22 protein-coding genes and 2 pseudogenes are annotated in these 22,989 nt (G+C 67.3%); 13 read left to right on the top strand and 11 right to left on the bottom strand.

Annotation, left to right across the window (positions count from 1 at the left end; translation table 11 throughout):
* Nucleotides 1–23: 23 nt before the first annotated feature.
* Entirely contained in the window at nucleotides 24–302 is a 279-nt protein-coding gene (locus JOF57_RS20700; protein WP_209919516.1) for a hypothetical protein, read from the top strand.
* A gap of 10 nt (nucleotides 303–312) precedes the next feature.
* Here the strand turns inward: JOF57_RS20700 and JOF57_RS20695 are convergent, their stop codons facing one another.
* The 5 genes and pseudogenes from JOF57_RS20695 to JOF57_RS20675 all read right to left on the bottom strand — a co-directional run bounded on the left by JOF57_RS20695 (nucleotide 313) and on the right by JOF57_RS20675 (nucleotide 5,099).
* Nucleotides 313–762: a nitroreductase family deazaflavin-dependent oxidoreductase gene (locus JOF57_RS20695; RefSeq protein WP_209919514.1), complete on the bottom strand. Its 450-nt coding sequence runs from the start codon at nucleotides 760–762 to the stop codon at nucleotides 313–315.
* A 9-nt stretch (nucleotides 763–771) separates the two neighbouring features.
* Nucleotides 772–1,460, bottom strand: a pseudogene (locus JOF57_RS20690) (HAD family hydrolase).
* A 22-nt stretch (nucleotides 1,461–1,482) separates the two neighbouring features.
* Nucleotides 1,483–2,745: an RNA polymerase sigma factor gene (locus JOF57_RS20685; RefSeq protein ID WP_209919513.1), complete on the bottom strand. Its 1,263-nt coding sequence runs from the start codon at nucleotides 2,743–2,745 to the stop codon at nucleotides 1,483–1,485.
* Nucleotides 2,746–2,834: 89 nt separating this feature from the next.
* Nucleotides 2,835–4,445 carry a fatty-acid--CoA ligase FadD8 gene (gene fadD8 / locus JOF57_RS20680; RefSeq protein WP_209919511.1) on the bottom strand — a complete coding sequence of 537 codons (1,611 nt, stop codon included), beginning with the start codon at nucleotides 4,443–4,445 and terminating at the stop codon, nucleotides 2,835–2,837.
* Between the two features lie 195 nt (nucleotides 4,446–4,640).
* Complete coding sequence (locus JOF57_RS20675) at nucleotides 4,641–5,099, bottom strand: YciI family protein (RefSeq protein ID WP_209919508.1); 459 nt, start codon at nucleotides 5,097–5,099, stop codon at nucleotides 4,641–4,643.
* A 136-nt stretch (nucleotides 5,100–5,235) separates the two neighbouring features.
* Here JOF57_RS20675 and JOF57_RS20670 point away from each other — a divergent pair, with 136 nt between their 5' ends.
* The 5 genes and pseudogenes from JOF57_RS20670 to JOF57_RS20650 all read left to right on the top strand — a co-directional run bounded on the left by JOF57_RS20670 (nucleotide 5,236) and on the right by JOF57_RS20650 (nucleotide 11,685).
* Nucleotides 5,236–6,855 carry an amidohydrolase gene (locus tag JOF57_RS20670; protein ID WP_209919506.1) on the top strand — a complete coding sequence of 540 codons (1,620 nt, stop codon included), beginning with the start codon at nucleotides 5,236–5,238 and terminating at the stop codon, nucleotides 6,853–6,855.
* A gap of 29 nt (nucleotides 6,856–6,884) precedes the next feature.
* On the top strand, nucleotides 6,885–8,450 hold the full coding sequence (locus JOF57_RS20665; protein WP_209919505.1) for a long-chain-fatty-acid--CoA ligase: 1,566 nt from the start codon (nucleotides 6,885–6,887) through the stop codon (nucleotides 8,448–8,450).
* 147 nt (nucleotides 8,451–8,597) lie between these two features.
* Nucleotides 8,598–9,500: an esterase family protein gene (locus JOF57_RS20660; RefSeq protein ID WP_234938732.1), complete on the top strand. Its 903-nt coding sequence runs from the start codon at nucleotides 8,598–8,600 to the stop codon at nucleotides 9,498–9,500.
* Nucleotides 9,501–9,526: 26 nt separating this feature from the next.
* A complete protein-coding gene (locus tag JOF57_RS20655) occupies nucleotides 9,527–10,495 on the top strand; it encodes an o-succinylbenzoate synthase (RefSeq protein WP_234938731.1) in 969 nt (322 codons plus the stop codon).
* A 45-nt stretch (nucleotides 10,496–10,540) separates the two neighbouring features.
* Nucleotides 10,541–11,685, top strand: a pseudogene (locus tag JOF57_RS20650) (LLM class flavin-dependent oxidoreductase).
* A gap of 116 nt (nucleotides 11,686–11,801) precedes the next feature.
* On the opposite strand, the gene JOF57_RS20645 reads toward JOF57_RS20650, so the two are convergent.
* A complete protein-coding gene (locus JOF57_RS20645; protein ID WP_209919499.1) occupies nucleotides 11,802–12,149 on the bottom strand; it encodes a type II toxin-antitoxin system HicB family antitoxin in 348 nt (115 codons plus the stop codon).
* A gap of 100 nt (nucleotides 12,150–12,249) precedes the next feature.
* Here JOF57_RS20645 and JOF57_RS20640 point away from each other — a divergent pair, with 100 nt between their 5' ends.
* From JOF57_RS20640 to JOF57_RS20620, 5 genes are all read left to right on the top strand, one after another.
* Nucleotides 12,250–13,215: a GlxA family transcriptional regulator gene (locus JOF57_RS20640; RefSeq protein ID WP_209923545.1), complete on the top strand. Its 966-nt coding sequence runs from the start codon at nucleotides 12,250–12,252 to the stop codon at nucleotides 13,213–13,215.
* A gap of 11 nt (nucleotides 13,216–13,226) precedes the next feature.
* On the top strand, nucleotides 13,227–13,952 hold the full coding sequence (locus JOF57_RS20635; protein ID WP_209919497.1) for a DJ-1/PfpI family protein: 726 nt from the start codon (nucleotides 13,227–13,229) through the stop codon (nucleotides 13,950–13,952).
* Nucleotides 13,953–14,016: 64 nt separating this feature from the next.
* On the top strand, nucleotides 14,017–14,817 hold the full coding sequence (locus JOF57_RS20630) for an alpha/beta fold hydrolase (RefSeq protein ID WP_209919495.1): 801 nt from the start codon (nucleotides 14,017–14,019) through the stop codon (nucleotides 14,815–14,817).
* Nucleotides 14,818–14,833: 16 nt separating this feature from the next.
* The gene (gene menD, locus JOF57_RS20625; protein WP_209919493.1) at nucleotides 14,834–16,495 is read left to right on the top strand and encodes a 2-succinyl-5-enolpyruvyl-6-hydroxy-3-cyclohexene-1-carboxylic-acid synthase; all 1,662 of its coding nucleotides are present in this window, start codon (nucleotides 14,834–14,836) and stop codon (nucleotides 16,493–16,495) included.
* Nucleotides 16,492–17,028 (top strand): DUF3592 domain-containing protein, encoded by a 537-nt coding sequence (locus tag JOF57_RS20620; protein ID WP_209919491.1) that lies wholly within the window; start codon nucleotides 16,492–16,494, stop codon nucleotides 17,026–17,028. The genes menD and JOF57_RS20620 overlap by 4 nt, the downstream gene beginning before the upstream one ends.
* Here JOF57_RS20620 and JOF57_RS20615 read toward each other — a convergent pair.
* A complete protein-coding gene (locus tag JOF57_RS20615; RefSeq protein ID WP_234938197.1) occupies nucleotides 17,012–17,704 on the bottom strand; it encodes a DsbA family protein in 693 nt (230 codons plus the stop codon). The genes JOF57_RS20620 and JOF57_RS20615 overlap by 17 nt on opposite strands.
* An 89-nt stretch (nucleotides 17,705–17,793) precedes the next feature.
* On the opposite strand from JOF57_RS20615, the gene JOF57_RS20610 reads away from it, so the two are divergent.
* Nucleotides 17,794–18,921 (top strand): glycosyltransferase family 4 protein, encoded by a 1,128-nt coding sequence (locus JOF57_RS20610; protein ID WP_209919489.1) that lies wholly within the window; start codon nucleotides 17,794–17,796, stop codon nucleotides 18,919–18,921.
* 43 nt (nucleotides 18,922–18,964) lie between these two features.
* On the opposite strand, the gene JOF57_RS20605 is transcribed toward JOF57_RS20610, so the two are convergent.
* A complete protein-coding gene (locus JOF57_RS20605) occupies nucleotides 18,965–19,789 on the bottom strand; it encodes an SDR family oxidoreductase (protein ID WP_209919487.1) in 825 nt (274 codons plus the stop codon).
* A gap of 82 nt (nucleotides 19,790–19,871) precedes the next feature.
* On the opposite strand from JOF57_RS20605, the gene JOF57_RS20600 reads away from it, so the two are divergent.
* A complete protein-coding gene (locus JOF57_RS20600; protein WP_209919485.1) occupies nucleotides 19,872–20,564 on the top strand; it encodes a demethylmenaquinone methyltransferase in 693 nt (230 codons plus the stop codon).
* A gap of 76 nt (nucleotides 20,565–20,640) precedes the next feature.
* Here the strand turns inward: JOF57_RS20600 and JOF57_RS20595 are convergent, their stop codons facing one another.
* Genes JOF57_RS20595 through JOF57_RS20585 form a run of 3 tightly spaced genes read right to left on the bottom strand, consistent with a single transcriptional unit; the run spans nucleotide 20,641 to nucleotide 22,967 of the window.
* On the bottom strand, nucleotides 20,641–21,303 hold the full coding sequence (locus JOF57_RS20595) for a sensor domain-containing protein (protein WP_209919483.1): 663 nt from the start codon (nucleotides 21,301–21,303) through the stop codon (nucleotides 20,641–20,643).
* A gap of 54 nt (nucleotides 21,304–21,357) precedes the next feature.
* A complete protein-coding gene (locus JOF57_RS20590) occupies nucleotides 21,358–22,026 on the bottom strand; it encodes an oxygenase MpaB family protein (RefSeq protein ID WP_273544797.1) in 669 nt (222 codons plus the stop codon).
* A gap of 35 nt (nucleotides 22,027–22,061) precedes the next feature.
* On the bottom strand, nucleotides 22,062–22,967 hold the full coding sequence (locus JOF57_RS20585; RefSeq protein ID WP_209919481.1) for an oxygenase MpaB family protein: 906 nt from the start codon (nucleotides 22,965–22,967) through the stop codon (nucleotides 22,062–22,064).
* Between the last annotated feature and the right edge of the window lie 22 nt (nucleotides 22,968–22,989).

The following is a 22,989-nucleotide window of genomic DNA, read 5'->3' as shown; positions in this document are numbered from 1 at the left end:
TCACCAGACAAGAGAGGGCCACGATGACGAAGTTGGCAAAGGTGTTGATGGCGGGCGCGGTTGCGGGCTCGGTGCTCGTCGGATGTTCACCCGCGATCACCGGCGGTGACACCAAGTGCAAGGACTTCATCGGCCAGGACGAAAAGACGCAGAACGAAGCGGTGGCCAAGATGCTCAAGGACGAGAAGGGCGCCGATGCCGCTCAACTCGAGATCACCGGAACCCGGTTGGCGGTGCAGACCTTCTGCCAGACGGTGGGCAAGCAGGACTCCAAGATCAAGGAAGCCCCGCACCTGAGCTGATACGGGCGCGCTAGACCGGGTCCAGCCGGAACACCGGGCAGCGCCCCGCGAGTGCCTCGAACTCGTCGGGGTGGGGCCCGGTGACCAGTCCGGCACTACGCATGAACCCCACGCCGGTCGGAACCAGGATGGGGAACTGACGCAACAGCGGCCGGGCCTGCTCGGCGGGGATCTCCACGACGCGCACCTGTTGGTCTTGACGACCCTGGTGCACGGTGGCCTCACCGGCGGCCCGGGCGTTGGCGGCCCAGTCGCCCCCGGGCAGTCCGGCGACGATGTAGCGGTGCCCGTCGACGGTCATCGGGGTGACCGGCGTCGACCTCGGTTTACCGCTCTTGCGGCCCGGTACGGTCAGCACGACGGGACCTTTGTCGCCGCCGACGCCGAGCTTGTTCAGCCCGATCATCACCTTGTTGACGTACTTCAGCCACCATGGTGGCCGGATGCGGTCGTCAGCCATGACTCCACCCTAGGCGCGGATACCGACACCCTGCAGGGCTGCGATCAGTCCGTCCGGCCGCTCGGTGGTGGTAGCGGGTCGACCAGCGCGAATCGGCAACCTACCGCGCGGGCGCCGCCGTCGGCTTCCTCGCTGTCACCGACCATCAGCGTGTCCGCAGCGGCCACACCCAGGCGGTCCAGTGCTGTGGTGAAGATCGCGGGATCCGGCTTGACCGCACCCACCTCGAAGGACAGCACGAACTCGTCGACGTGCCCGGCGGCGCCGATCGCCGTGAAGGCCGGACGCACATCGAAAGCGATGTTGGAGACGACGGCCGTCCGGAGTCCTTGTGCCTTCAGGTTTTTGAACACCCTTGCGGTGTCGGGGTAGGCGGTCCAGCTGGCCGGGTCGATCACCCGGTTGTACAGCGATTCCGCGTGGTGGTCGGCCAATCCGGATTCCCGCAGCACATGCAGGTAGGCCTCACGGTGCAGGTGTGGCGCCAGGTCGCGGTTGGCCCAGGCCCGGTACTGCTCGTCGGTCATGGTCACGGACCGCCCGGTCGGGGCGGTGAGCCGGCGCATCAATTCGGTTTGCACGTGGCCGTCGACCGCGCGTTCGTCGACGGCCATCCCGGCGAACCAGCTGTCTTGTTCCTCGAGGCGGAACAAGGTCCCGGAGAAGTCGAACAACACTGCCGACAGCATGTCCGCCATCGTGCCACGATGTCGGCCGTTATCAGCTGCGTTCGCGGATCGCCTTGTCCACCAGTACGTCTCGCTCGCGTTCGTTGTCGGTCAGGGCTGCAGCGCGGTCGAACTGTTCGGCAGCCTCGGTATGCCGGCCGAGACGGGACAGCAACTCGCCGCGCACGCTGGGCAGCAGGTACGAACCGTCGAGGCCTTCGATAGCGTCGACGAGCGTCAGTGCCTCCTGCGGGCCGGAGCGCATGGCGACGGCGACCGCCCGGTTGAGTTGCACTACGGGGGACGGGGCGATCTGCAACAACGCGTCGTACAGGGCGACGATGCGCGCCCAGTCGGTGTCGGCCGCGGTCGGGGCGACCGCGTGGCATTCGGCGAGTGCGGCCTGCAGCGCGTACGGACCCCAACCGCGTTGCTGCCGTGTGGCACTGGAGCGCTCAAGGGCCGTGGTGCCCCGTTGGATCTGTGCCCGGTCCCAGCGGGCCCGGTTCTGGTCCTCCAAGAGGATGGGCCGGCCGTCGGCGTCGGTGCGTGCCGCGAAGCGTGAGGATTGGAACTCCATCAGCGCCAGCAGGCCGTGGACCTCGGGTTCCTCAGGTGCCAGTGCGGCCAGCACGCGGCCCAATCTCAGTGCTTCGGTACACAGTTCGTCGCGGATCCACCGCTGTCCGGCTGACGCCGAGTAGCCCTCGTTGTAGATCAGATAGATGACCGACAGCACCGCTGACAGTCGTTGCGGGTATTCGTCGCGCGGCGGCACTTCGAAGGGCGGGTTGGCTTGTGTCAGGGTCTTTTTGGCCCGGGTGATGCGCGCGGCCGCGGTGGCGGTCGAGGTGAGGAAGGCCCGGGCGATCTCGTCGGTGCTCAACCCGCCGACCATGCGCAACGTCAGCGCGACCTGGGCCTCACGCGACAACACCGGGTGCGCGGCGATGAAGATGAGCCGCAGGACGTCGTCGTCGATTCGGTCGGGGTCCCAGGCCTCATCGACATGCTCGGCCAGATCGTGGGCCAGCACGGCGTACTTGGCATCGAGGTTTTCCGCGCGGCGCCAGTGGTCGATGGCCTTGCGTTTGGCCACCGTGGTCAGCCAGGCGCCGGGGTTGCGGGGCACTCCGGTCTGCGGCCATTGCGTGAGTGCGTCGAGCAGTGCCTCGTGGGCGAGGTCCTCGGCCAGACCGACATCGCCGACGGTACGGGTCAGGGTGGCCAGGATCTTGGCCGCCTCCATCCGCCAGACCGCGTCGAGCGTGGCGCGCATATCGGTGGGCGCCGGGGTTTCAGCCACCTCACCCATTCTGCCGAGCCGCCCATTGTCACGCTGGCGTGGCGGTCGAGCACCAGAGCCACTCCAGCGTGACAAAGCGGCGCAGATGCGCCAGAAAACTAGCCGATCGAGCGGGCGGAGCCCTCCCAGAACTGGGCCCGGACGGTCTTCTTGTCGGGCTTGCCGAGCGCGGTCACCGGCACGGAGTCGACGATGATGACCTGCTTGGGCGATTGGACCGAGCCCTTGCGGTCCTTGACCGCGGCCTGGATCTCGGCGGTCACCTTCGCGACGGCCTCGTCGTCGGACGCGGCGTCGGGACGCAGCACGATCACCGCGGTGACGGCCTCGCCCCACTTCTCGTCGGGGGTGCCGATCACGCACACCTGCGCCACCGAAGGATGTTCGGCCACAACGTCTTCCACCTCACGCGGGAACACGTTGAACCCGCCGGTGACGATCATGTCCTTGACGCGGTCGACGATGAACCAGTAGCCGTCCTCGTCTTCGCGGGCCATGTCGCCGGTGTGCAGCCAGCCGCCGGAGAAGGTATCCGCGGTGGCCTCGGGCAGCCTCCAGTAGCCGCCGGCCAGCAGCGGTCCGGACACGCAGATCTCGCCGACCTCGCCCTGCGCAACAGGCTGGCCGGAGGCGTCCAACAAAGCCGTCCGGGCGAACAGGGTGGGCCGGCCACAGGAGGTCAGCCGCTTCTCGTCGTGGTCCTTCTTGCCGAGGTAGGAGATCACCATCGGGGCTTCGGACTGGCCGTAGTACTGCGCGAAGATCGGCCCGAAGCGCTTGAGGGCCTCGGCCAGCCGCACCGGGTTCATCGCGGAGGCGCCGTAGTACACGGTCTCCAGCGACGACAGGTCGCGGGTGTGCGAGTCCGGGTGGTCCATCAGCGCGTAGATCATCGACGGCACCAGCATGGTCGCGGTGATGCGACGCTCCTCGATGACCCGCAGCACCTCGGCCGGGTCGAACTTGGGCAGCACGATCATCTCGCCGCCCTTGACGATCGTCGGCACGAAGAACGCCGCGCCGGCGTGCGATAGCGGGGTGCACATCAGGAAGCGCGGGTTCTCGGGCCATTCCCACTCGGCGAGCTGGATCGTGGTCATGGTGTTGATCGAGCGCACCGTGCCCATCACGCCCTTGGGCTTACCGGTGGTGCCACCGGTGTAGGTGAGCCCGCCGACATGCTCGGGGTCGAGTTCGGCGGCCACCAGGGGGGCCGGGGCGTGCTTGGCGGCTTCGGCCACCAGGTCGGCGACCGACGCGTCGACGGCGGCCAGCGCCTCGGGCACCGGGCCGATCGTCAGCACCTGCCGCAGCGACGGCACCTTCTCCAGCAATCCGACGGCCCGCTCCACGAACGCGGGTGTGGGGTCGATGATCAGGGTGCTCACCTCGGCGTCGGCCAGCACGTAGGCATGGTCGTCCAGCGAACCGAGAGGGTGTAGTGCGGTGCGGCGGTAGCCCTGGGTCTGGCCGGCGCCGATGATCATCAGCACCTCGGGCCGGTTCAGCGACAGCAGGCCGACGCCTTCGCCGGAGCCGGCGCCGAGCGCTTCGAAGGCCTGAATGTACTGGCTGATGCGTTCTGCGAGCTCGCCACCGGTCAGTGTGGTGTCGCCGAGGAACAGCACGGGCTTGTCTTTGTTGCGTTTGAGCGCCCCGACGGTGAGGTGGCCGGAATGGATGGGATGGTGCAGCAGCGCATCACTCATGGGGTCCAGACTAGAACGTGTTCCAGAAATTGTTGAGCCGATCCCCCGATGTGGGTGTAACACGACGTCATCGCGGACCGAAATACGGGTAGTGCGCTACTCGTGTCGACGTGGTTGGCGCTGCTTAAAGTCTCAGATGTGGGGGGCGGGAGCCGAGCCCCGGCGGGTTAGGGACCGCCGGGGCTTGTGCTCTGATCAGCGATTGGCTGCCGCACGGGCGACCTGCGCCACCCTTTCTGCCAGGTCGGCCTTCCACTGGATCTCTTTCTGAATCCACTCGTTGTCCTGCGGAAATTCCTCGGTTTCGCTGACCCGGCGGACCTCGAGCTTCACGCCGCAGCCCAGTGGGCACTTCCGTGCCCACTGCTTGGCCTCCTCTTTCGAGGACACGTCGAGGATCCAGAACCCGTTGAACAGCTCCTTGGCCTCGGTGTACGGCCCGTCGGTGACTACCGGGGGGTCGGCATTGAAATCGACGACAAAGCCCTCATCGGGGTCGGTCAGGCCCTCGCCGGCCAGCAGTACACCGGCCTTGATCAGCTCTTCGTTGTAGCGGCCCATCTGCGCGATGATCTCGTCGAAGTCGATGTTCTCCTCGACCATCGCGGCCTCGGCCTCGGGGGTGGACCGCATGATCAGCATGTAGCGCGACATTGTGTGTCTCCTTCGTGCGTCGGGAAGGGGCTCGCCCATCGTGCCCTCGTTACCACGTCGATCGGCAACCCCCGGAAATCGACATGACGTCAAGAATTTCTTCCGGACGCGCGTCTCCACCCCTACCATCGCGGGCATGGGCAGCCCGAACGCGACAGCCGATCTCGTCCTCTACGGAACCATCCTCACCGTCGACGACACGCAACCCACCGCCGAGGCGCTCGCGGTGTCCGGTGGACGCATCGTCGCGGTCGGCTCCCGGGCCGATGTGGCCGGCTGGGTGGGGCCGGGCACCGACGTCCGCGAGGTCGACGGCTGCGTCATGCCGGGTTTCGTTGAGGCGCACGGTCATCCGTTGATGGAGGCGGTGGCGTTGTCGGGTCGCATCGTCGACATCCGTCCGGTGACGCTCGCCGCGGCGCAGGAGGTGCTCGACGCGATCAACGCCGAGGTCGCCAGGCGCGGAGCCGACGGTGCATTCCTGAACGGCTGGGATCCGCTGCTGCAGAACGGCTTACCCGATCCCACCCTGGCCTGGCTGAACAGCGTCGCCCCCGAGACCCCGTTGGTGATCGTGCACAACTCCGGTCACAAGGCCTTCTTCAACACGGCGGCGGCCCGCCGCGCCGGGCTGACGAGAGACACACCGGACCCCAAGGGGGCCAAATACGGCCGTACCCCCGACGGTGAGCTCGACGGCACGGCCGAGGAGACCGGGGCGGTGTTCCCGCTGCTGGGCGATGCCATCTCGGTGAGCGACTATCCGGCGATGCTGGCCGCCGAGTGCGCGCGGCTGAACCGGGCCGGGTTGACCACGTGTTCGGAGATGGCCTTCGACCCGATGTTCCGGCCGATGCTCGCGCAGCTGCACGACCAGCTGACGGTGCGGCTGCGCACCTACGAGATGTCCACCGCGGCACTGCACACCGATGCCACTCCGTTCGACGGCGACGACGTGGTGCGCCAGATCGGTATCAAGATCTGGGTCGACGGGTCGCCATGGATCGGCAACATCGACCTGACGTTCCCGTATCTGGATACCGATGCCACCAGGACCATCGGCGTGGTGCCGGGGTCCTGCGGCCACGCCAACTACACGAAAGAGCAGCTCACCGAGATTGTCGGCACGTTCTTTCCGCAGGGCTGGCAGCTGGCCTGTCACGTGCACGGCGATGCCGGGGTGGACACCATCCTCGACGTCTACGAAGAGGTCTTGCGTGCCCATCCCCGCGACGATCACCGGCTGCGGCTGGAACACGTCGGCGCCATCACCACCGCGCAGTTGCAGCGTGCGCACGGACTCGGGGTCACGTGCAGCCTGTTCGTCGACCATCTGCATTACTGGGGCGACGTGCTCGTCGACGGACTGTTCGGTCCCGAGCACGGCGGCCGGTGGATGCCTGCGGGGTCGGCGGTGGCCACCGGCATGCGCATCTCCCTGCACAACGATCCGCCGGTCACCCCGGAGGAGCCGTTGCGCAACATCAGCGTGGCGGTCACGCGGACCGCGCCGAGCGGCCGGGTCCTGGCCCCCGAAGAGCGATTGACCGTGGAGCAGGGGATCCGGGCGCAGACCATCGATGCGGCGTGGCAGTTGTTCGCCGACAACGTGATCGGCTCGCTTGAGGTGGGCAAATACGCCGACCTCGTGATCGTCTCGGCCGACCCGCGTAACACCGCCCCAAAGAGCATCGCCGACCTGGAAGTACAGGCCACATTCCTGGCGGGGCGGCAGGTTTATCCGAAAGCCGGTTGACGGCTCGCGCGCCGTGGCACGCTCGGGGCATGTCAGATTTGCCGGTTCCGAAGTTCCTCGACGAACGCGTCGCGCACTGGGCAGCGACCAAACCTGACGAGGAGGCGGTCACCTATCTGGGCCGCACCTGGACCTGGTCGCAGTGGTACGACCGGGTCCGGCGGTTGGCCGGTGCGTTGAGTGCCTGGGGTGTCGGGCGTGGTGATGTGGTGGCGTTCCTCGACAAGAACCACCCGGCCTGCGTGGAGATGACGCTTGCGGCCGGGATGCTCGGCGCGGGCAACGCGATCATCAACTTCCGGCTGGCGGCCGAAGAATTGGACTACGTCCTCAACGACTGCGGGGCCAAGGTGCTGGTAGTCGGTGAGGAGCTCAGATCGGGCGTCGACGCGATCGCCGACCGGCTCACGTCCGTCGAGCACATCGTGACGGTGACGCCCGAGGGCTCGGACGGCGACGAATATGAGGCGCTGCTCGCCGGCGCCTCACCCGTGGATCGTTCGCCGGAGGTGCGGCCCGAGGACACGGCCATCGTCATGTACTCCTCGGGCACCACGGGCCGGCCCAAGGGCATTGCGCTGACCCACACCAACATCATCGCCCACACTCTCAACGCCTTCGAGGGCTGGACGCTCACCGACGGGGACAAGAGTCTGGTGGCGATGCCGCTGTTCCATGTCGGCGGCTCGTCTTACATGCAGTGGGGGCTGCACCACGGGGCGCCGTCGTTCATGACGCGTGATATCGACGGCATGGCGTTGGCCGGCGGAATCCTCGCCGGGGCGAACCGGACGTTCCTCGTGCCTGCTGTGCTGGCCAAGGTGTTCGACACCGGCGAGGATGCGGTGAAGCTGTTCGGGGCGCTGAAGACCTTCGCCTACGGTGCGTCCCCGATGCCGTTGCCGCTGTTGCGTTCTGCGCTGACGGCGTGGCCGGAGACGGAGTTCATCCAGGTGTACGGGTTGACGGAGGTGTCGGGGGCGATCAGCCGGCTGGGCCCGGATGATCACCGTGCGGCCAGTGAAGCGCGGCTGATGAGTGCGGGCACCGTGGTACCCGGCTCCGAGGTCAGGGTGGTCGACCCAGATACCGGCGCCGAGGTTCCCGTCGGCGAGCAGGGTGAATTGTGGTTCCGCTCACCGCAATTGATGCGGGGCTACCTGAACCGGCCGGAGGACACGGCGGAATCGATCACGCCCGAGGGCTGGTTCCGTACCGGCGATATCGGTCGCGTCGACGACGGCGGGTACATCTTCGTCGAGGACCGGCTCAAGGACATGATCATCTCCGGTGGGGAGAACATCTACTCGATCGAGGTCGAGCGCGTGCTGGGCGAGCATCCCGCGGTCGTCGAGGTCGCGGTGATCGGCGTGCCCGACGAGAAATGGGGCGAGTCGGTGAAAGCCGTTGTGACACTGGATGGGGACGTGTCCGAACAGGAACTGATCGCGTTCGCCCGGGAACATCTGGCTGCTTACAAGTGCCCCAAGACGGTTGATATCGTCGATGAACTGCCCCGCAATCCCACTGGCAAGATCCTCAAGAAGGATCTACGCAAGCCCTATTGGGAGGGCCGCGACCGCACCACGGTGTGAATTGACTGGCCGTTGCTCTGTTTTTCCCGCTCCGAACGGAGTATTTTCGGGCCATACGTGTGTGCGCGGAGATGTGGGGTGGCGGACATGGCGGATACGTATGTATTGCAGGGGTTTTGCCGCGGGCCGGCGATCTTGTCGGCCCTGATGTTGGCGATGACGGTCGGACTGCTCGGACCGGCGCCGACGGCAAATGCCTGGTCGAGAGCCGGTTTGCCCGTCGAGGTGGTGTCGGTACCGTCGGCGTCCATGGGTCGCGATATCAAGATCCAGTTCCAGGGCGGCGGGTCTCACGCGGTGTACCTGTTGGACGGCCTGCGGGCCCGCGACGACTTCAACGGGTGGGACATCGAGACCCCGGCCTTCGAGTGGTTCTACAAATCCGGGCTGTCGGTGGTCATGCCGGTGGGCGGCATGTCGAGCTTCTACTCCGACTGGTACCAGCCCGCGGCGGGCAACGGCGGCGTGCAGACCTATAAGTGGGAGACATTCCTGACCAGTGAGTTACCGCAATGGCTGGCGGCCAACAAGCAGGTGTCCACGTCGGGCAACGCTGTGGTCGGACTGTCGATGTCGGGCAGTTCGGCGCTGATTCTCGCCGCCTACCACCCGGGGCAGTTCAGCTATGCGGGGTCGTTGTCGGCGTTCCTGAATCCGTCGGCAGGTCCGTGGCCCGGGCTGATCGGGTTGGCGATGGGCGATTCGGGTGGCTTCTCGCCCAACGCCATGTGGGGGCCGCCGGGCGATCCGGCATGGGCGCGCAATGATCCGACGCTGCAGGTGGGGCGGTTGGTCGCGAACAACACTCGCATCTGGGTCTACTGCGGTTCGGGGACGCCGGGGGAGTTGGGCGGCAACGACGTCGCCTCGACCTTCCTCGAAAACACGGCCCTGCAGAGCAATTTCAATTTCCGCGACCAGTACGTCGCGGCGGGCGGGCACAACGCGGTGTTCAACTTCCCGCCCACCGGCACCCACACCTGGGGTTACTGGGGTGCGCAGCTGAACCAGATGAAGCCCGACATTCAGCGGACACTGGGCGCTGCCTGACCGGGTTGGGCATCATTGACGGCGTGATGGACACGGCGCCGGCATTGGGCGATCTCCTGGACCGTCTGCACGTGGTGTCGCTGCCGATGCGGGTTCGCTTCCGCGGCATCACGGTTCGTGAAGTCGCGCTGATCGACGGCCCGGCCGGCTGGGGTGAGTTCGGCGCGTTCCTCGAATACGAGGCGCCCGAGGCCGCGGCGTGGTTGGCGGCCGGGATCGAGGCCGCGTATCGGCCGGCCCCGGTGGTGCACCGAGCACGCGTTCCGATCAACGCCACTGTGCCCGCGGTCCCGGCCGTCCAGGTGCCCGAGGTGCTGGCGCGGTTCCCCGGTTCACGCACGGCCAAGGTCAAGGTTGCCGAGCCGGGGCAGACACTGGCTGACGACGTCGCGCGGGTCAACGCGGTGCGCGCGCAGGTTCCGGTGGTGCGGGTCGACGCCAATGGCGGCTGGACGTTGCCGCAGGCCGTGGCCGCCGCTGCGGCGCTGACTGCCGACGGACCGCTGGAGTATCTGGAACAGCCGTGTGCGACGGTCGAGGAGTTGGCCGCGCTGCGCCGCCAGGTCGATGTGCCTATCGCCGCCGATGAGTCGATCCGCAAGGCGTCTGACCCGCTGCGGGTGGTGCGGGCCCGCGCCGCGGACGTCGCCGTGCTCAAGGTGGCGCCACTGGGCGGGGTGTCGCGGATGCTCGACATCGCCGCGCAGATCGACATCCCGATCGTGGTGTCCAGCGCTCTGGATTCCGCGGTGGGCATTGCGCGGGGACTGTTGGCCGCGGCGGCACTGCCCGAGTTGGAGCATGCGTGCGGGCTGGGCACGGGAGGATTTTTCGTGGCGGACGTGGCCGAGGTGCCTGCGCCGGTCGACGGCTACCTGCCGGTCGAGCTGGTCGTTCCGGATCCCGCGCGGCTGTCCGCGTTGGCCGCGACGCCGGAGCGGCGGCAATGGTGGATCGAGCGGGTGCGGGAGTGTTACCCACTGACATTCGAGTAGGTCCTTACTCTAAGCAAACCGGTCCGGGCGTTCGACACTCGCTGGATGACTCGTTTCCGCGTCGGCATCATGGACCCCCTGATCGCCGCACGCCCCGCTGTGGACACGTTCACCAGGGCCAATTACCTGAGCGCGGTGGCCGGGCGGGTGGACTCGCTCTGGGTGCCTGACCACCTCAACGCGCTGTTCCCCCGGTCGTTGTGGCAGCCGAAGTTCTGCGGCGGCGCCAAGATGCTGCCGTCGGCCGATGCGTATCTGGAGACGTGGACGATGCTGGGCAATCTCGCTGCCCGCAATCGGGTCGCCCGGCGCACGTTGGGTGTGTCGGTGACCGACACGGGCCGGCGCAACCCCGCCGTCACCGCGCAGGCTGCCGCGACGATGAACCTGCTGACGAAGGGCCGGTTCATCCTCGGTGTCGGCACCGGGGAGCGGGAGGGCAACGAACCCTACGGGGTGGACTGGGCGAAGCCGGTGGCCCGGTTCGAGGAGGCGATGGCCACGATCAGGGCGCTGTGGGATTCGAAAGGGCAACTGGTGAACCGTGATTCACCATTCTTTCCGCTGCGCAACGCGATCTTCGACCTGCCCGCGTACCGCGGGCGGTGGCCTGAGATCTGGATCGCCGGGCATGGTCCACGGATGCTGCGGGCCACCGGTCGGTATGCCGACGGGTTCTTTCCCGCGTTCGCCCATACGCCGCAGGAGTACGCCCAGCGTCTCGACGTCGTGCGGTCGGCGGCCTCCGATGCCGGGCGCGATCCGATGGCGATAACCCCCGCCCTGTGGTGCATGGTGGTGCCGGGGCGCAACCGCGCCGACGTCGACGAGGCGCTGGAATCCGAGGTCATCAAAGCGGGAGCACTGATCGCCCCCGATGATTTCTATGCCCGACACGGCGCGCAGCACCCGCTCGTGTGGGTTTCTCGGGTGCGCAGGACCTCCTGCCGCAGGACTGGGACGAACAGACCGCGCTGTCCTACATCAAGTCGATTCCGATGTCGCTGCTGCGCGAGATGTACTTCTGCGGGACGCCCGCCGAGATCGTCGAACAGGCGACTGCGTGGCGCGACAACGGTGTCCGGTACCTGGTGATGGTCAACATGGGTCCGGTGCAGCGGAGTCTGCGCAAGGGGTTGGTGTCGCAGTTGCAGTTCAGCCAGATCGTGAGCAGGCTCAAGAAGCTGTAAGTCCGGTCTCGGACCGTGCGGGACCACAAGCACTGTGCTCTGGAAATGTAATACCGCCCGTGATATCGGGTTTCGAAGTCGGTTATGCCTTCGAAACCAGCCGCCGAGCGAGGCGGCTAGTACAGATCGCTCAGTGAAATCGAAGGCCGACCCGAGAGTTTGTGAATCATCCACTGGTTCAACGACACTCCCTGTTCAGCTGCCTCCACCGCCAGCTTGGCGTGCAACGTCGGCGGGAGCCGCGCCAGCAACCTGCCGCTGTAGTGATGGTCGGTGAGGGATTGTGGCGGCTCATCTTCGGCGGCCCGGATGATCGCCAACTCCTCGGTGACCTTCTTCTCGACAGCGGCGATCGCCTCGTGTGCGGTGAGGCCATTCGCCGACAGATTGGGAAACTCCAGACACATTCCCAGGTACCAGCGGTCATCGGGCATCCATTGAGCGCGGTAGGTGTACTCGGTCATGCCGCGGATCGTCGCAACACCGTCCGACAATCCGGCGAATGTCCTGATTTGTGGGGTGCATGGCGTAGACGCCATCGCCACGGTCGCGAACACTGAAGGCGTGACGCGATCGGTGGTGATCCTGGGCTACGCCGGGGTGCAGGCGTTGGACCTGGCGGGGCCCTTCGACGTGTTCTCCACCGCCACCCTGGCCCTGGCCGGCCTGGGCCAGGCCGGCGGCTATGCCGTCACGGTGGCCTCGGTGGACGGTCAACCCGTCACCACGCTCACCGGGTTGGAGTTCGTCGCCGCGCCACTACCCGACCCCCACGCTCCGATCGACACGATCGTCATCCCCGGCGGAATCGGTGCCGATGCCGCCCGGGCCAACCCGGCGGTCATCGACTGGATCAGTACCGCCTCACGTCACGCCCGCCGCGTCGTCAGCGTCTGCACCGGCGCATTCCTGGCCGCCCAGGCCGGGCTGCTCGACGGCTGCGTCGCCACCACCCACTGGTCCTCGGCCCGCCGGATGGCCGACGAATTCCCCAAGGTCGCAGTCGATCCCGAGCCGATCTTCGTGCGCAGCTCCGAGCAGGTGTGGACGGCGGCCGGGGTAACTGCGGGGATCGACCTGGCGTTGTCGCTGGTCGAGGACGACTACGGCACCGACATCGCCCAGACCGTGGCGCGGTACCTGGTGCTGTACCTGCGCCGGCCGGGCGGCCAGACCCAGTTCGCCGCGCCGGTCTGGATGCCCCGCGCCAAACGTGCCCCCATCCGCGAGGTGCAGGAAGCCATCGAGGTCGAACCCGGTGGGGTGCACAGTATTTCCGAGCTCGCCCGGCGTGCGGCGATGAGCCCGCGTCATTTCACCCGGGTGTTCACGCACGAGGTCGGTGAGGCGCCCGGTTCCTACGTGGAACGCATTCGCACCGATGCCGCCCGCCGCCAGCTCGAGGAATCCGATGACACCGTCACCGCCATCGCCGCCCGCTGCGGATTCGGCACCGCCGAGACCATGCGGCGCAACTTCGTTCGACGCCTTGGTATTTCACCCGACCAGTACCGCAAGACTTTCGCCTGAAAGGAAGAACCATGCAGATCGCCATCGTGCTGTACCCGAGCTTCACCGCGCTCGACTTCATCGGACCCTACGAGGTGCTGCGCAACCTGCCCGACACGGAAGTGCGGTTCGTCTGGCACGAGCCCGGCCCCATCACCGCCGATTCCGGCGTACTGATGGTGGGCGCCACCCACACGTTCGACGAAACCCCTTCGCCCGATGTGGTGCTGGTGCCGGGCGGGCCGGGCACCACCATGGTGGCGCGTGACGAAAAGGTGCTCGAGTGGCTGCGTCGGGTGTATCCGGGGACCACCTGGATGGTGTCGGTGTGCTCGGGCTCGGTGGTGTTGGCCGCGACGGGCCTGCTCGACGGGAAACCTGCCACGTCGCACTGGTCGGCGCTGAGTGCGTTGAAGCTGATGGGCGCCACACCGGTGGGGGATCAGCGGATCGTGCGCGCCGACCCCGACGGCAAGCTCGTCACCGCGGCGGGAGTATCGGCGGGCATCGACCTGGCGATGTGGCTGGCCGGCCAGATCGGGGGCGAGGCGAAGGCCAGGGCCATCCAGCTGATGATCGAGTACGACCCGCAGCCGCCGTTCGATTCCGGACACATGTCGAAGGCGAGCGCGGTCACCAAGGCCAGTGCCACCGCGCTGCTGGGCAGGGACATGGTCAAGCGCGAACCACTCAAGGCCGGGGTGTTGCTGGCCTGGGATCAGGCGATCCGGAGGGTGCGTGGGTTTCGCAGCGCGTGAGCGCTCAGACCGCTGCAGCGCGTGAGCGTGAGCGCCCCGACGGCCATCAAGTAGCGTCGGCCGGGTGAATCTGGCATATGAGGAGCGAGGCAAGGGCGATCCGGTGCTGTTCATCGCCGGTCGAGGGGGCGCCGGCCGCACCTGGCACCTGCACCAGGTCCCGGCGCTACAGCGGGCCGGCTACCGTGTCATCACCTTCGACAATCGCGGGATCGGCGCCACGGAGAACGCGCAGGGGTTCGGCATCGAGCAGATGGTGGCCGACACCGCCGAGCTGATCGAGAAGCTCGGAGCGGCTCCGGCGCACATCGTGGGTGTGTCGATGGGTTCGTTCATCGCTCAGGAACTGATGGTGGCCCGTCCGGATCTGGTGCGGTCGGCGGTGTTGATGGCTACCCGTGGCCGCCATGACCGGGCGCGCGAGTTCTTCCGCACCGCCGAGCGAGACCTTGCGGCCTCAGGTGTGCAGTTGCCGGCGACGTTCGACGCCAAGCTCCGGATGATGGAGAGTTTTTCGCCCAAGACACTCAACAACGACGTGTTGGTGCGCGACTGGAGCGAGATGTTCACCATGTGGCCCACCAAGCAGACCCCCGGTCTCGTCGCCCAGTCCGACGCCGCTCCGGTCGTCAGCCGGCTGCCGGCTTATCAGGCCATCACGGCTCCGGTGCTGGTCATGGGTTTCGCCGATGATGTGGTGCTGCCTCCGCATCTGGGTCGTGAGGTGGCCGACGCGATTCCCACGGCCCGTTACCTGGAGATCCCCGACACGGGCCACCTCGGCTTCATCGAGCAGCCCGATGTCGTCAACGCCGCACTGCTCGAGTTCCTGGCCGGGCAGACCGGACAGACCGGCCAGTACTGACGAATAAGGTGGACTGGTGAACCCATCGACGGCTCAGGCGCGCGTAGTCGTCGACGAACTCATCCGCGGCGGTGTCCGCGACGTCGTGCTGTGCCCGGGCTCGCGTAACGCGCCGCTGGCGTTTGCGCTGTCCGATGCCGACCGCACGGGTCGGATCCGGCTGCACGTCCGCATCGACGAGCGCACGGCCGGCTACCTGGCGATCGGTCTCGCGGTCGGGGGAGGCACAGACGAGCGGTCCCCTGTTTGCATCGCGATGACCTCGGGTACCGCGGTGGCCAATCTCGGCCCCGCGGTCGTGGAGGCCAATTACGCCCGGGTGCCGCTGATCGTGCTGAGCGCGAACCGGCCCTACGAAATGTTGGGCACCGGCGCCAACCAGACCTTCGAGCAGTTGGGCTATTTCGGTACCCAGGTGCGGGCCAATGTCAGTCTGGGCCTGGCTGAAGACCGTCCTGAACAGCTTGATTCCCTGAACGCCCAGTGGCGTTCGGCGACCTGCCGGGTCCTGGCGGCGGCCACCGGATCACGCACCGCCAACGCCGGCCCGGTGCAGTTCGACATCCCGCTGCGCGAACCGCTGGTTCCTGACAGCGCACACGGGGACGCGTCGTTCCCGGCGGGCCGCCCGGACGGCAAGCCGTGGACGTACACCCCGCCGGTGAGCTTCGATCAGCCGCTCGAGATCGACCTCACCCCGGACACCGTGGTGATCGCCGGGCACGGCGCCGGCGCGCACCCCACCCTGGCCGGGCTGCCGACGGTGGCCGAGCCCACCGCACCGCGTCCGGCGAACCCGCTGCATCCGCTGGCGCTGCGCCTCGTGCATCCCAAGCAGGTCATCATGCTGGGTCGGCCTACCCTGCACCGGCCGGTCTCGGCGCTGCTGGCCGATCCGGCGGTCCCGGTCTATGCGTTGACCACCGGCCCGCGCTGGCCCGATGTGTCCGGCAATTCGATGGCCACCGGGACCCGGGCGGTCACCACCGGCACCCCGGATCCGGCCTGGCTGAACCGCTGCGCCGAGGTCAACCGGCACGCCGTCGAGGCGGTCCGTCAACAACTCGCGGCGCACCCGCTGACCACCGGCCTGCATGTGGCCGCGGTGGTCGCCGATGCGCTGCGCCCCGGGGATCAGCTGGTGCTTGGGGCATCCAACCCGGTGCGCGACGCCGCACTGGTCGGGCTGAACACCGAGGGCGTCAAGGTGCGTTCCAACCGCGGTGTGGCCGGTATCGACGGCACCGTGTCGACCGCGATCGGCGCGGCGCTGGCGCACGATCGGCTGGGTGACGGGAACGGGCCGCGCCGGACCGTCGCGCTGATCGGGGATCTGACCTTCGTGCACGACAGCTCGGGTTTGTTGATCGGGCCCACCGAGCCGACGCCGCGCAACTTGACGATCGTGGTGTCCAACGACAACGGTGGCGGCATCTTCGAGCTGCTGGAGCAGGGCGATCCGCGGTTCTCCGACGTGTCCTCGCGCATCTTCGGCACCCCGCACGATGTGGACATCGCGGCGTTGTGCCGGGCCTATCACGTCGAGTGCGGACAGGTTGAGGCCGGCGCGCTCGCCGCCGCGCTGGCCGAACCCTTCGACGGCATGCGGGTGCTGGAGGTGAAGGCCGACCGGTCGTCGCTGCGTGCCCTGCACGCGTCGATCAAGGCGGCCCTGTGAGGCCCGCGCAGATCGCGGCGCGATTCCGGGCGCTGGTGCAGACATTGATCCCACACCTGTACGGCGAACCGGGGGAGACTCGCTCGCAGCGGATTATCCGGCGGGTGCGGATCGGCGTGGTGATCACCGCCTGCCTGGTCACGCTGCAGTCGGGGCTACTGGTGGCGGGCGCGTGGCGCAACGATCAGCAGATCGAGCGGAACATGGGGGTGGCGGCGGCCGAGGTGCTCAGCGCCGGGCCGCGGCGCTCGACCGTCGAGTTCGTCACGCCGGATCGGGTGACCTACCGCCCCGAACTCGGGGTGCTGTATCCCTCCGAGCTCGACGCCGGGATGCGGATCTACGTCGAGTACGACAAGAACAATCCGGACCTGGTGCGGGTGCGTGACCGCAACGCGTCACTGGCGATCATCCCGGCCGGATCCATCGCGGTGGTGGGCTGGCTGGTGGCGGCCGCGGCGCTGGGGCTGCTGGCCTTCCTGCAGCGACGGCTCAGCGCAGCCGGCGCCGGAACCGTCAACTCCTCGGTGTAGCAAGCAGTTTGGCCAACCAGTCCGGGTCGCTGATGTCGACGACCTCTTCGCCGACGAGGTCGTAGATCGCCGGGGTGGACACCTCGTACTGGGTTTCGCTGAGCAGTTCGGCGTTGGCCTCGTTGAGCTGATCGGAGTCGATGGCCTGCTTACCGGTGGCGATCTTGTCGGTTTCCTCGGCGCCGACCCCGCTCTCGGAGGCCATGGCGGAGAGCGCGTCGTCGGTCGGGCCGGGCGAGCCCTCGGGCTCCTGATGGCCCCAGAGATCCTGCACGAACGCCTGGAATGCCGTCCCCGTGGTGTTCGGGCCGGCGGCCAGGAACATGGCGTTCGCGACATGGGCCGAGTACTCGGTGATCCCCTGGTCGAGAAACGTCAGGGGCCGATAGATCACGGCCAGCCGGCCCTGGCCGACGGCGGCGGCGATGGCGTCGCCGGATTCGTGCTGCAGGTGCGCACACGCCGGGCACTGCGGCTCGGTGAAAAACTCGATCCGGGCGGGTGCATCCGGATAGCCGATCTGGATACCCCAGCCGTCCCCGGTGATCTCGCTGCCGGGCTTGCTGCCGTTGGCCTGGGCGGCGCCGTCGACCAACCGGGTACACCCGGTGGTGGATCCCGCAACGCCCAAGGCCAGCACGGCCAGCATTGCTGCAGCAACGCGCGACAATCGCATGTCGCAACACTAGCCCCGCGCATCAGGTTTTAGCGTGTCGTATCCCCGGGCGCTACCTGGGCGACAGGTGCCGCTGGGAGCATTCTGGTGTGCGCGTTGCGATCGTTGCAGAGTCCTTCCTCCCGAATGTCAACGGCGTCACCAACTCGGTGCTTCGGGTGATCGAGCATCTCCGCCGCACCGGCCACGAGGTACTCGTCATCGCCCCGGACACCCCGCGCGGTCAGCCGCCGGCCGAACGTGTGTATGACGGTGTGCGCGTGCACCGGGTGCCCTCGCGGATGTTTCCCAAGGTGACCTCGCTGCCGTTGGGCGTACCGCGGCCCCGGATGGTGAATGTGCTGCGCGGCTTCGACCCCGATGTCGTGCACCTCGCCTCACCCGCACTGCTCGGCTGGGGTGGTGTGCACGCCGCCCGCTACCTGGGGGTACCGACGGTGGCGGTGTTCCAGACCGATATCGCCGGGTTCACGGAGAGCTACGGGGTCGGCGCCCTGTCCCGGGCGGCGTGGGCCTGGACCCGTCGCCTGCACGGCAAAGCCGACCGCACCCTGGCCCCGTCCACCTCGGCGATGGAAAACCTGGAGGCCCAACGCATTCCCCGGGTGTTCAAGTGGGGACGCGGGGTCGACATCACCGGGTTCGCCCCGTCGGCCCGCGACCAGAAGTTGCGGGCGTCATGGTCGGCTGACGGTAAGCCGATCGTCGGGTTCGTCGGACGGTTGGCGCCGGAGAAGCATGTGGAACGGCTGGCCGCATTGGCCGGGCGCGACGACCTGCAGCTGGTGGTGGTCGGTGACGGGGTGGACCGGGCCAAGCTTCAAACCGTCTTGCCCACCGCCGTTTTCACCGGGGAACTGCACGGGACGGAACTGGCCGCCGCCTACGCCAGCATGGACGTGTTCGTCCATCCCGGCGAGCATGAGACGTTCTGCCAGGCGGTGCAGGAGGCGATGGCGTCCGGTCTGCCGGTGATCGCGCCCGACGCCGGCGGCCCCAGGGATCTGGTGGCGCCGTACCGCACCGGGCTGCTGCTGCCCGTCGATGAATTCGAGTCTGCCCTGCCGGCATCTGTCGAGCATCTGATCGCCGAGCGGCCCCGTTATTCGGTGGCTGCCCGGCGCAGCGTGCTGAGCCGCACCTGGCCCGCCATCTGCGATGAGCTGATCGGCCACTACGAGGCCGTGCAGGGCCTGCGTCAACTGCGCGCCGCCTGACTGGGCTTCGGCCGCAACGCAGCCCGGATCTCGCCGAGAGAAATCAGCCCTGCGCCAGGACCGACACCGGCTGCCACTGCTCCCAGGTCGCCAGCCGGCTCTCGTAGTCGGCCTTGGCGAGCTGCAGCGGCAGCTCGCCGAAAAACACACGCAGCGGCGGGTTTTCGGCGTCGACGATCTTGAGTACCGCCTCAGCCGAGGCCTTGGGGTCGCCGGGTTTGGCGCTGCGCTGCGCGCGGGCACGTTGCGCCGCCGCGCGGGCCTCGTCGTAATCGGCAAGCGGCGCAGCAATTCTGGCCGAGGATCCGGCCCAGTCGGTGGAGAACCCGCCCGGCTCGATCAGCGTCACATGGATACCGAACGGTGCGACCTCCTGGGCCAGCGACTGCGAGAACCCTTCCAGGGCCCACTTGGACGCGTGGTACATGCCGACCAGGGGGAACGCGGTGATGCCGCCGATCGAGGACACCTGGATGATGTGTCCGCTGCCCTGGGCGCGCAGGTAGGGCAGCGCGGCCTGGGTGACCCACAGTGCGCCGAAGACGTTTGTATCGATCTGATCGCGGGCGTCGGCCTCCGACAACTCTTCGATGAACCCGAACTGGCCGTAACCCGCGTTGTTGACGACTATGTCCAGCCGGCCGAAATGATCGTGGGCCTGTTCGACGGCGGCGAAGTCGGCCTCGCGGTCGGTGACGTCCAGTCGGATCGGCAGCAGCGCGGCGCCGTACTTGTCTGCCAGATCGGCCAGCGTCGCCGTGTCGCGGGCGGTAGCGGCCACCTTGTCGCCCCGGTCCAGGGCTGCGATCGCCCACTCCCGGCCGAAGCCCCGCGACGCACCGGTGATGAACCACACTTTTTCGCTCATGATCATGTTCAAGGCGCCCCGGTGAGCGCCAATTCCCGGTCGCAGGAAGTTCACAGGGATCAGTACGGGTACCGTCGGCGGCGTGAGCCGAGCGAGTCTGGAGAAGAACCCCCACGAAGTGGCATCGATGTTCGATGCCGTGGCGCGGCGCTACGACCTGACCAACACCGTGCTGTCGCTGGGGCAGGACCGGTTCTGGCGTCGCCAGACCCGCGCGGCGCTGGGCATCGGCCCCGGGGACAAGGTGCTGGACCTGGCGGCTGGCACCGCGGTGTCGACGGTCGAGTTGTCGACGTCGGGCGCGTGGTGTGTGGCCGCGGATTTCTCGGTGGGCATGCTCGCGGCCGGGGCTTCGCGCCCGGTACCGAAGGTGGGCGCCGACGCCACCCGGCTCCCGTTCGCCGATGGGGTGTTCGACGCGGTCACCATCAGCTTCGGGTTGCGCAACGTCGTCGACCATGTGGCGGGCCTGCGTGAGATGGCCCGGGTGACCCGGCCCGGCGGCCGGCTGGTGGTGTGCGAGTTCTCCACACCGACCAATGGTGCGTTCGCCACGCTCTACAAGGAGTACCTGATGCAGGCGTTGCCGCGGATGGCCACCGCGGTGTCGAGTAACCCGGACGCCTATGTGTACTTGGCCGAGTCGATCCGGGCCTGGCCGGATCAGGCCGAGCTGGCCCGGCGCATCGGTGACGCCGGCTGGTCACAGGTCAAGTGGCGCAACCTGACTGGCGGCATCGTGGCGCTGCACGCGGCGACGAAGCCGTCTCCGTAAGCACCCCGAGCGACCGTGTCTGTACGTTGACACGCCGCAAATCGCGTACCGCAACGGTCTTTCGGCCGGCCGCATTTCAGCGGTGAGCATTGGCGATCAGTTTGTGGACGATGGTGGCTGCCTGGTCCCGGATCTGATAGCCGCACACCTTGGCCTCGAGCGACATGTTGGAGACCGACGACATGGCATGCTGGCATGCCCATCCGTCGGTGTCTTCGCGGGTGGTGGTCTGTTTGATCAGGTCTCCGTCGACGACGAGATCGCCGATGGTCCAGGTGCGGTCGCTGGTTTCATCGCCCGATTTCTCGCGGATCGGGATTGAGGATCCCGCGCATATTCCCCACCACTTCTTGGCGCCGGTGAGCCTGGATTGGGCTTCGGCCTCGGACGCGTAGAGCACTGTGGTCTGCTGCACCCAGTGGCGGTGGTCGGAGTCGGGATCCTGGGCCACCTGGTTGCGGACGGCCGTCCAGTAGGAGAACAGATATTCGGTGTCTTCGGCCGGAAAGAGCGCGGACATGCACTTCGGATCTCGAACCTTCCAGAAGTTGTTGTCCATGTCCGCGGACTTGCTGGTGAACCTCAAGTTGTTGGCTCCGACGATCGCCTTGAGCTCGTCGATCGGCAGCATGATCTGCTCGATCTTGGATTCCTCGGGTGACGGAGCCTTGGTCTGTGCCGTGCCGGACACGATGCTGGTGCACCCGGTGAGGCCGATCAGTGCTGCCGTGACAGTCACACACCACATTCGAGTTCTGCGCACCCGGTCATTCTGGCCTCTCCCGGTGGAAGATCAGGACAGGGCTCGGCTGGTCACCGCGAACCGCTGTAGCGATCGCCGATCGCGGGCGCTGACCGTCGTCCCCGTCAGCTCGGCGGCCCGCGGATGTTGCATGGCCCGGATCGCCCGCCGCGGCACGGCCCGTGGCCACCAGTCCGTCGGTGCGAACATCTGCCGGCGGAAGGGCTCGAAGTGCTCGCCCGCCGCCAACTGGGTGCGGCAGGCGTCCTCGAAATATGTGCAGAACTCGGGCCAGCTGGCCGGCATCGGGCGGCTGGAGATTCCGTAGCGCCGGTACCACGCACAGCACTCCTGATAGAGCTGCTCGTGGTCGTCGCCGTCGAGCTTCCGGATGAAGGTATTCACCATCAGCACAAGGCTTTCCACATAGGTGGCGTGCTGGAAGTGGAACACCTCGGGGTCCAGCGCGTGGTACTTCCGCCCGGCCGGGTCGCGGCCCTTGACCTCTTCATGTGCGAACCGGATGTACGGGCGCATGTCGACCTCGGTAAAGGCGATCCTGATCGCCTGGGTCACCGTGCGTTTGTGGTGCAACCAGACTCGCCGGTGTAGCAGGGCGTGCTGCGTGATCCCGGTGGCGATCGTCGGATGAAGCGACTGCAGGCAGACTGCCCTCGGCAGGACGAACAGGAACCGCCGATCCTGAAGGTAGCGCCACAGCAGCGTGTCGGGTCCCAGCTGCGTGGCGGTCTCGTTCAGATCAGGGCCTTCTTGCGACGGATCCGGCGCCGTACATCCTTGATCAGCACCGAGTAGTTGCCGGTGCGCAGCGATTTGGGCAGGAACCGGTTGACCACCGCGACGAACAGGAACAGATGCTCGAAGCGGCGCCGGTCGGTGTCGGTCCATTCCAGTTCCATCGCGTCCCGAAATACCGGGGCCAGGAAGCCGATGGTCAGGAAGCGCAACAGCGGTGCGAGGATCAACCGCATCGGCCAGTTGATCATGCGCAGTTCCACCAGAACCATGAGGTAATCCCGCACGAACGGGGTCATCTCGACGCGTTCGCAGGCGGTGTTCCAGTAGGCGTCGAAGTCGGCGCGGGTGGCCGGCCACATCTCCTCGAGCACCTGCAGCGTGGTGCCGATGGTCATCGCGCTCTGGTAGAAACCTTCGGCCTGCTCCTCGGTCATCTTGCCGTAGAGCAACTGATGGGTGTCCTCGTAGAAGATGAAAAGGCATGCCGCCACCCACAACTGCAGTTCCCGGTTGAACGCGTTGTATTTGACCGGGCTGTCGTCGGTGGAGCGAACCTTCCGGTGCGCGACGTTGACGGCCTCGCGGTAGGCGTTCTTCTCCTCGTCGGTGCCGAGAATCGCCACGGTCAGGTATTGCGCGGTGGTGCGCAGCCGCTTCCAGGGGTGGTGCACCAGACTGCCTGACTCCACCCGGCTTTCGGCGACACCGTACCCGACCTCGGGCCAGCTCATCTGCATGACGACGTTGGCCGCCGCCCCGGCCGCCGACCAGAAGTCCAGCGCGTCGGAGAGGTCGACGTCCTTCTTTCGGATCCACCGCGGGATCTGCTGAGTGACGGTGATGCGGGTCTCGGTGGTGGTCAGCCGCGCCTCGGCGGCCAGATCCACGTACGTCGCTGGCATGGAACTCCTCTCTTGGACAAAC

The organism is Mycolicibacterium lutetiense, from assembly GCF_017876775.1.
Taxonomy (GTDB): Bacteria; Actinomycetota; Actinomycetes; order Mycobacteriales; family Mycobacteriaceae; genus Mycobacterium; species Mycobacterium lutetiense.
This window is presented reverse-complemented; position numbering and strand designations above follow the sequence as displayed.